An 8430-nucleotide genomic window follows, 5' to 3' on the forward strand; every position below is an offset into this window, starting at 1 on the left:
GTGTTCCAGGCGCCCTCGATCGAGTCGATGTGGTAGTAGCCCTCGTTCTGGGCGGTCTGGAAGCGGACGTCGTCGAAGACGTAGAACTCGGCCTCCGGGCCGAAGTAGGCGGTGTCGGCGATGCCGGTCGTCCTCAGCCACGCCTCGGCCTTCGCCGCCACCTGGCGCGGGTCGCGCTCGTAGGGCTCGCCCGTGCGGGGCTCGACGATCGAGAACGCGACGTTCAGCGTCTTGGCCGTGCGGAACGGGTCGACGTAGGCGGTCGAGACGTCGGGGATGAGCTTCATGTCCGACTTGTGGATCGCTGCGAAGCCGCGGATCGACGAACCGTCGAACATCGCGCCCTCGGTGAAGAAGTCGGACGGGAGCGTGGCGGCCGGCACGTTGAAGTGCTGCTGCTGGCCGGGAAGGTCCGTGAAGCGGACGTCGATGAACTCGACACCCTCGTCCTTGATGAACTTCAGAACCTCGTCGGGGTTACTGAACATCGATCCTCCGTCTAGGTGCACCCACCACTGATCGGATGGTGCGGGTTGGGATGGGAGTCCCCGGCGAGAGCCTAGACGGCGCCCCCGGGCATGCCGAGAGCATCGTGCGCCCCTGTTGTTTCCGCGATGTTGCCCGGCCCGTCGATCAGACGCCGATCACGCCCGGACGACCGCGGTGTCGGTGTAGCGGTCGTGCAGGCCGCGCCCGTCGCGGTCGAAGATGAGGGCCGGGATGAGCAGGAACAGCATCACCGTGCGCGCGAGGGCCCGGATCGGCGTCACCGGCTGGGTGGGGTCGTCGACGCGGACGACCCGCAGTCCGAACAGGTACATGCCGAGCGTGCGCCCCGCGAGCAGCAGACCCGCCAGGTAGTCGACCGCCAGTGGGATGAGGCTCCACGACCCGGGCAGGTGGCCGGCGAAGCCCTTGCCGTTCGGCTGCACGAACAGGGTCGCGACGAGGGCGGACGCGACGGCGTCGGCCAGGTACGCACCGAGGCGCGGGCCGGTCGGGGCGAGCGAACCGGTGCCGGTCTGCGGCAGGCCGATCCGCTCACCGCGGTAGGACTGGGGGAGGGTCACGGTCGATCGCGCGTCAGCTGCGGCGTCGGACGGTGCGCTGCACGTTGCGCATCTTGGCGCCCTGCGGCATCGGCCCCTGCGGCATCGGCGGGCGCTGCGCCCCGAGCGCGGCGAGCCGCTTCTCGAGCGTGCTCACCTGGTCCTTCGAGAGGTTGGCCGGCAGCTTGAGCAGGTAGGTGCGCATCTTCGCCAGCCGCACGTCGCCCTCGCCGGTGCCGACCGTGATGTCGTAGATCGGCGTCTCACCGGCGATGCGGGCGATCTTCTTCTTCTCCTGCGCGATGAGCCCACGCACGCGGTGCGGCGCGCCCTCGCCGACCAGGACGATGCCCGGGCGGCCGACGAGGCGGTGCACGACGTCGAGGTGGGTGGTGCCGGCGACGGCCTGCGTGAGGCGCCAATCGCCCTTGAGCTGGTTCTGCAGCAGCCAGCCCGCGGCACCGGGCTGCCCCTCGGCCTGCGAGTACATCGAGCGCTGCGCGCGGCGGTTGAAGACGATGAGCGCCGCGAACAGGCCGACCACGATCGCGAGCGGGATCGGGATCCAGACCGAGCCGCTGATCCAGAGGACGATGACGTAGGCCAGTGCGGCCGCGACGACGCCGAAGAGCACCAGGTACGGCACGAGACGCTGGTCACTCTCGCGGGTGAGCTGGAACGTCTTGGCGACGTTGCTCCAGAGCTCGCGGCGCTGGGCCCGCTTGGCGGCCCGAAGCGCCTTTTTCTCGGGGCGAGAGAGCTTGGCGGGCTTGCTCGCCCGAGCGGTCTTGGCCATGTGGACAAGGATATCGACCCGCCGGATCGGTGCTGCCGAACCTGAGTAGCTGTGACTCCGCTACTTGGCTGATACCAGTTCGTTATGGAAGGGTGCCCGACGCGCCGCGACACGCGGCGGACCGTCCTAGGAGGTTCTCCCATGTCCCGACGCGCACTGCTGTCCGCCATGCTGGCGGTCGGTGCCGTCTCAGGCTCCGTCCTCGTCCCTGCGACCGCGAACGCCGCCTCGGCGCCCCGCCTGCAGGGACACCTCGGTGCGGCCGTCCAGAACTCGGCCGACCACTCGCTGTTCGTCCGCGGCTTCGCGTTCGACGCGCAGCGTCCCAACCGTCCGATCCAGGTCACGATCGTCGGTGACGGCAAGGTGCTCGGCACCGTCACGACCGCGACCCCCCTGCCCGTCATCAACCGCACCTTCCACCTCGGCGGCAACCACGGCTTCCGCGTCACGCTGCACCCGCGCACCCAGGTGCGCACGGTCACGCTGGTGGCGCACGCGTGGCACGCCACCGCCGTCCGCCCGGTGAGCGCGGTGCGGGCGAGCCAGGTGAACCCGGGTGCCCGTGTCATCGCCGAGGCCAGGCGCTTCGTGGGCGTCACGCCGTACGTCTACGGCGGCGCGTCGCCGCGCGGGTTCGACTGCTCCGGCTTCGCGATGTACGTGTACCAGCACGCCGGCGTGGCGTCGCTGCCGCACAGCGCGCAGGCGCAGATGACCTCGCGGCGAGTGCGCCTCATCCCGCGGTCGGCGGCGCGTCCCGGCGACCTGATCTTCTACCTGTCGGGCGGCTACGCCTACCACGTGGCGATCTTCGCCGGCCACGGCATGGACTACGCCGCGACCCAGCCGGGTGAGCGGATCAAGTACCAGCGGATCTGGGGCAGCAACCTGCGCTTCGGCACCACCTGGCACTGAGTTCGCCGTTCGACGACGGGCGGTCACCCTGACGGGGTGGCCGCCCTTCGTCGTGCCGGTGGCCCGCCGGTCCGGATCGTGATGCCGTGGCCGGGTCGGGGCGCGTGCTGGCCATCAAGATCCGGGGGGACGTGGCCCGCCGGTCCGGAGCGTGATGCCGTGGCCGGGTCGGGGCGCGTCCTGGCCATCAAGATTCGGGTGGACGTGGCACGCCGGTCCGGACCGTCAGGCCGTGGCCGGGTCGGGGCGCGTGCTGGCCATCAAGATCCGCGAGGACGCCGCGGACGGGGTCACCCGCGGGCGGCGACGGCCTGCTCGTAGAGGCGGCCGGCGCGGTAGGACGAGCGGACGAGGGGCCCGCTCATGACGCCGGCGAAGCCGATCTCCTCGGCCTCCTCGCGCAGCTCGACGAACTCGTCCGGCTTCACCCAGCGCTCGATCGGGTGGTGCCGCGGGGTGGGACGCAGGTACTGCGTGATGGTGATGAGGTCGCAGCCCGCCTCGTGGAGGTCCATCAGTGCCTGGCTGATCTCCTCGCGGGTCTCGCCGAGGCCGAGGATGAGGTTCGACTTGGTGACCAGCCCGTCGGCGCGCGCGGAGCGGATGACGTCGAGCGACCGGTCGTACCGGAACGCCGGGCGGATGCGCTTGAAGATGCGCGGCACCGTCTCGACGTTGTGCGCGAACACCTCCGGACGGCTGTCGAACACCTGCCGCAGCAGCTCGGGGATGCCGTTGAAGTCGGGCGCGAGCAGCTCGACGCCCGTGCCCGGGTTGAGCGCGTGGATCTGGCGCACCGTCTCGGCGTAGAGCCAGGCACCGCCGTCCGGCAGGTCGTCGCGGGCGACGCCGGTGATGGTGGCGTAGCGCAGCCCCATCGCCTGCACCGACTCGGCGACGCGGCGCGGCTCGTCACGGTCGAGGTCGGCGGGCCGGCCGGTGTCGATCTGGCAGAAGTCGCAGCGGCGGGTGCACTGCTCACCGCCGATGAGGAAGGTCGCCTCGCGGTCCTCCCAGCACTCGTAGATGTTGGGGCAGCCGGCCTCCTGGCACACCGTGTGCAGACCTTCGCGCTGCACCAGTGAGCGCAGCTCGGTGTACTCGGGACCCATCTTCGCGCGGGTCTTGATCCAGTCCGGCTTGCGCTCGATCGGGGTCGCCGCGTTGCGGGCCTCGATGCGCAGCAGCCGCCGTCCGTCGGGCTGCAGTGTGGTCACCGTTCGAGCGTACGCGCGGGCCGATGGCCGGGACGTTCCGTGCGTTACACCCGCTCGGCGGCGCCGACCAGCTCGTCCAGCCGCGCCTCGACGAGCGGCAGGGCGTCGTCGACGGTGACCGTTCGGCCGAGTTCCTGGGTCAGCGAGGTGACGCCGGCGTCGGCGATGCCGCACGGGACGATGCGCCCGAACGCGGCGAGATCGGCGTCGCAGTTGAGGCTGAAGCCGTGCAGGGTCACGCCGCGGGCGACCCGGATGCCGATGGCGGCGATCTTCCGCTCGGGGCGGCGGTCGTCGGCGGACAGCCACACGCCGCTGCGCCCCTCGACCCGGCCGGCGGTGACGCCGAGCTCGGCGCAGACCTCGATCAGCATGCCCTCGATGCGCCGCACGTAGGCGACCACGTCGATCGGGTCGGGCAGCCGCACGATGGGGTAGCCGACCAGCTGCCCGGGGCCGTGCCACGTGATCTTGCCGCCGCGGTCGACGTCGATCACCGGGGTGCCGTCGACGGGCCGCTCCCACGGCTCGGTGCGCCGCCCGGCCGTGTAGACCGACGGGTGCTCGAGCAGCAGGACGGTGTCGGGGTCGAGCCCCTCGGCGACCCGGCCGTGGACGGCCCGCTGGCGGTCCCACGCCTCCTGATAGGGGACGAGACCGGCCCGGACGACGCGCAGTGGCGGCACGTCACCACCGTACTCGGCATCTACGGGCGGCTCGGGGGACGAAGTCAGGGGTGAGTCGGGGCGAAACCTGATCGCACCATGTCAGTGGGTCTCGCTAGCCTCCTCACGTCGCCGGCCAACCCCGTCCGGCGTCGAGGTGTCCGCGCCGTACCGATGACTTTCCGGCACGACCGGAGTCGTAGGTGGCGACGGTGGCGGACGGATGGATGGAGCGAGGACTGTCATGACCGTGGTGGAGGACAAGGCGCCCGAACAGGCGCCGACGCCGTCGCGACCCCGGGCCCTGTGGGCGTTCGGTGCGCTGGCACTGGTGGTGTTCCTCGTCGGCCTGGCCGGCGGCTCCTTCCAGGGCAAGCTGGGCGACGTCCAGAAGAACGACAACTCCTCGTTCCTGCCGAACTCGGCCGACTCGACCAAGGTGGCGAGCGCGCAGGAGGCGTTCTCGACGGTCCAGTCCATTCCGGGCTCCATCGTCTACCAGCGCACGAGCGGCATCACGAGCGCCGACCTCGCGAAGATCAACCGTGATCTCGGCGCCTTCGCCAAGATCGACGGCGTCGCCGCGGACGAGATCGGGCGTCCGCAGACGTCGGCGGACAAGACCGTCGTGGCCGTCAGCGTGCCGCTCATCGGCAAGGAGAACGGCAAGTCGAAGCAGGGCACCCAGCTCGTCGACACCGAGAAGGCCGTGATCAAGGCGGCCAAGGACGGCGCGCCGCCCGGGCTGGTCGTGCACAGCGCCGGCGCCGGCGGCGTGCTGGTCGCCTTCATCGACGCGTTCAACGGCCTCGACGGCACCCTGCTGATCGCCGCCGGCCTGGTCGTCATCGTCATCCTGCTGTTCGTCTACCGCAGCCCGGTGCTCTGGTTCTTCCCGCTGCTGTGCGCGGTGCTCGCGCTCGGCGCGGCGTCGATCGTCATCTACGCGCTCGCCAAGCACGGCACCATCACCCTCAACGGGCAGAGCCAGGGCATCCTGTCGGTGCTGGTGATCGGCGCCGGCACCGACTACGCGCTGCTGCTCGTCAGCCGGTACCGCGAGGAGCTGCACGAGCACCAGAGCCGGGTCGACGCGATGCTGCAGGCCTGGAAGGGTGCGGCGCCGCCGATCATCGCCTCGGCGCTCACCGTCATCCTCGGGCTGCTCTGCCTCGACTTCGCCGAGCTCAACTCGACCGCCGGTCTCGGCCCGGTGTGTGCGATCGGCATCGCCTGCACCGTCATCGTCCAGCTCACCGTGCTGCCGACGCTGCTCGTCGTCAGCGGCCGCTGGATCTTCTGGCCGCGCAAGCCGAAGGTCGACCACCGCACCGACATCCTCGAGACACACGGCGTGTGGGGTCGGTTCGCCGGTCGGCTCGAGCGCAAGCACCGCCCGGCGTGGATCGGCGCGGCGGTCGTCCTGCTCGCCTGCGTCGCCCTCATCACGACGCTGAAGACCGACGGCCTGCCGACCGAGAAGGGCTTCACGAACAAGCCCGAGGCGATCAAGGGCCAGGAGATCTACAACGCCGCATTCCCGCAGTCGCGCGGCGCGGGTGCGCCGGCCGTCATCCTGGCCGACGCGTCGGCCGCCGACGCGGTGATCGCGAAGGTGAAGACCGTCGACGGCGTCGCGTCCGGCCCCACCGCGGTCTGCCCCGCGATCGACTTCGGCAAGCTCGCGCAGCTGATCAAGCAGAACCCGCAGGCGGCGGGTCAGGCCTTCAGCAGCTGCCCCCCGCAGGCGTTGCAGGTGACCCCGCATGACGGCCGCACCCTCATCAACGCACAGCTGACGAGCGCCTACGACTCGCCGACGGCCCTCGCGACCGTCGAGCGCATCCGGTCGGCGCTGAAGTCGGTGCCGCAGGCGCACGCCCTGGTCGGCGGCCAGTCGGCGGTCAACCTCGACGTGCAGAACGCGTCGCGGCACGACCGGAACCTGATCATCCCCATCGTGCTGCTGGTCATCCTGGTGATCCTCGGGGTGGTGCTGCGGGCGCTCGTGGCGCCGCTGCTGCTCATCGCCACGGTGGTGCTGTCGTTCCTCGCGTCCCTCGGTGTGAGCGCGGTGTTCTTCAACCACGTCTTCCACTTCGCGAACTCCGACCCCGGCTTCCCGCTGTTCGCGTTCGTGTTCCTGGTCGCGCTCGGCATCGACTACAACATCTTCCTGATGACCCGCGTGCGCGAGGAGTCGTTGCAGTTCGGCACGAGACAGGGCATCACCCGCGGCCTGGCCGTCACCGGCGGTGTCATCACGTCGGCCGGCGCGGTGCTCGCAGCGACCTTCGTGGTGCTGGGCGTGCTGCCGATCGTGTTCCTCGCCGAGATCGGGTTCACCGTGGCCTTCGGCGTGCTGCTCGACACGATCGTCGTCCGCTCGATCCTCGTGCCCGCGCTGAGCCACGAGATCGGCCGCAAGATCTGGTGGCCGGGCAAGCTGGCCCAGGGCGCGCCCTGAGCCGAGGGTGCCTGCCGCGACGGGGGGCTGTGGACAACTCGGTCCGCCGTCGCTGCAGGCACCTAGCCTGCTCGCATGCGGGGCAGCGGGTGGCGGGTGCCGGGGTACACGGTCGAGCAGTTGCTGGGCCGTGGCGGCAGCAGCGAGGTGTGGCGGGGACGGGTCGGGCGCTCCGGTGACGAGGTGGCGCTCAAACGCGTGCCGCTGACCGATCGCGCCGCGTGGCAGCACGTGCGGACCGAGGCGGCCGTGCTGACGACGCTCGACCACCCGAATGTGGTGCGGCTGCACGAGGTGGTGCCGACCCGCGACGCCGTGGTGCTGGTGCTCGACCTCGCCGCCGGGGGATCGCTCGCCGAACTGCTCGCCGCCCGCGGGCGGCTCAGCGTCGGCGAGGTCATCACCGCGGTGGCACCGGTCGCGGCCGCGCTCGCCCACGCCCACGCGGCCGGGGTGCTGCACGGTGACGTGTCGGCCGCGAACATCCTCTTCACCGCCGGTGGCCTGCCGCTGCTCGCCGACCTCGGTGTCGCCCGACTGCTCGGCGACCTGCGGCCGGTGCTCAGCACCCCGGCCTATGTCGACCCGGTGGTCGCGGCCGGTGCGCCACCGACACCGCCGAGCGACGTCTTCATGCTCGGCGGCGTGGTGCTGCACGCGCTCACCGGCAGCCCGACCTGGCCCGCGACCGACACCGAGACCTCGCTCGCGGCCGCCCGGCTCGGTCGCACCGACGCGGCCGAGCGGCTCGCTGCCGCCGCCGTGCCGGACGCGACGGCGGCGGTCGTCCGTCGCGCCCTCGATCCCGACCCGGCGCGGCGCGGGACGGCCGCCGAGTTCGCGCTCGACCTGCGCGCCAGCGGGCGCCCGGCGCCCCTCGCGCTCGCGGCCGGACGGCCACGCGCGGTGCTACAGCCGGGTCCGCCGGGAAGGGCGCGGCACGCCGCTCGGCCGGACGCGTCGCAGCTGGCCGCCGACGAGCTGGTGGCCCGGCACGGCGCCGTGGGCCCGCTGCTCGGCGGCCGCTCGGGTCGCCTGGGCGGCCCGTGCGCACCCACGCTCGTCGACCGTCTCGCGGGTTGGCGGGGCCGCGACGGCGGGCCGGACGGCACGGGGTCGCCGCTGCCACCGCTGCCACCGCACGCGGACGTCGCGGCGCCGAGCGACGCAGCCACGGCCCCGGCGGCTCCGCCGCCACGACGAGCCGCGTCGGCGGCGCAGCCGCTCGCCGACCTGGCACCGACCCGGCTCGTGGCGCCGCGTCCGCGCCCGGTGCTGCCCCGGCCGCCCGTCCGGGGCCGGCGGCGGATCGGTGCCG

At 72.0% G+C, this 8430-nt stretch carries 8 protein-coding genes; 3 read left to right on the forward strand and 5 right to left on the reverse strand.

What is annotated here, in order from left to right:
- The 3 genes from ACTHMS_RS12760 to ACTHMS_RS12770 form a co-directional block, all read right to left on the reverse strand.
- On the reverse strand, positions 1–488 hold a 488-nt coding region (locus ACTHMS_RS12760), incomplete at its 3' end, for a glutamine synthetase beta-grasp domain-containing protein (protein WP_440307045.1).
- Positions 489–644: 156 nt separating this feature from the next.
- Entirely contained in the window at positions 645–1070 is a 426-nt protein-coding gene (locus ACTHMS_RS12765; protein WP_440307046.1) for an RDD family protein, read from the reverse strand.
- Positions 1071–1083: 13 nt separating this feature from the next.
- Positions 1084–1845, reverse strand: a complete 762-nt coding sequence (locus tag ACTHMS_RS12770; RefSeq protein ID WP_440307047.1) for a DUF4191 domain-containing protein — start codon at positions 1843–1845, stop codon at positions 1084–1086.
- Between the two features lie 141 nt (positions 1846–1986).
- Here ACTHMS_RS12770 and ACTHMS_RS12775 point away from each other — a divergent pair, with 141 nt between their 5' ends.
- A complete protein-coding gene (locus ACTHMS_RS12775) occupies positions 1987–2763 on the forward strand; it encodes a C40 family peptidase (RefSeq protein ID WP_440307048.1) in 777 nt (258 codons plus the stop codon).
- 290 nt (positions 2764–3053) lie between these two features.
- Here the strand turns inward: ACTHMS_RS12775 and lipA are convergent, their stop codons facing one another.
- Both lipA and lipB read right to left on the reverse strand, forming a co-directional pair.
- Positions 3054–3980, reverse strand: a complete 927-nt coding sequence (gene lipA, locus ACTHMS_RS12780) for a lipoyl synthase (RefSeq protein ID WP_440307049.1) — start codon at positions 3978–3980, stop codon at positions 3054–3056.
- Positions 3981–4024: 44 nt separating this feature from the next.
- The gene (lipB, locus tag ACTHMS_RS12785) at positions 4025–4666 is read right to left on the reverse strand and encodes a lipoyl(octanoyl) transferase LipB (protein ID WP_440307050.1); all 642 of its coding nucleotides are present in this window, start codon (positions 4664–4666) and stop codon (positions 4025–4027) included.
- A 223-nt stretch (positions 4667–4889) separates the two neighbouring features.
- Between lipB and ACTHMS_RS12790 the strand changes: the two genes are divergently transcribed.
- Together ACTHMS_RS12790 and ACTHMS_RS12795 are read left to right on the forward strand one after the other, a co-directional pair.
- The gene (locus ACTHMS_RS12790) at positions 4890–7112 is read left to right on the forward strand and encodes an MMPL family transporter (protein WP_440307051.1); all 2223 of its coding nucleotides are present in this window, start codon (positions 4890–4892) and stop codon (positions 7110–7112) included.
- Between the two features lie 75 nt (positions 7113–7187).
- Positions 7188–8430 (forward strand): serine/threonine-protein kinase (locus ACTHMS_RS12795; protein WP_440307052.1); only part of this gene is annotated, 1243 nt, incomplete at its 3' end.

It is taken from the genome of Jatrophihabitans sp. (genome assembly GCF_051960575.1).
Taxonomy (GTDB): domain Bacteria; phylum Actinomycetota; class Actinomycetes; order Mycobacteriales; family Jatrophihabitantaceae; genus JBQCEE01.

Coding starts and splice junctions, on each gene's coding strand:
- ACTHMS_RS12790 (WP_440307051.1), top strand. CDS start 4,890: ATGACCGTGGTGGAGGACAAGGCGCCCGAACAGGCGCCGACGCCGTCG.
- ACTHMS_RS12770 (WP_440307047.1), bottom strand. CDS start 1,845: ATGGCCAAGACCGCTCGGGCGAGCAAGCCCGCCAAGCTCTCTCGCCCC.
- ACTHMS_RS12775 (WP_440307048.1), top strand. CDS start 1,987: ATGTCCCGACGCGCACTGCTGTCCGCCATGCTGGCGGTCGGTGCCGTC.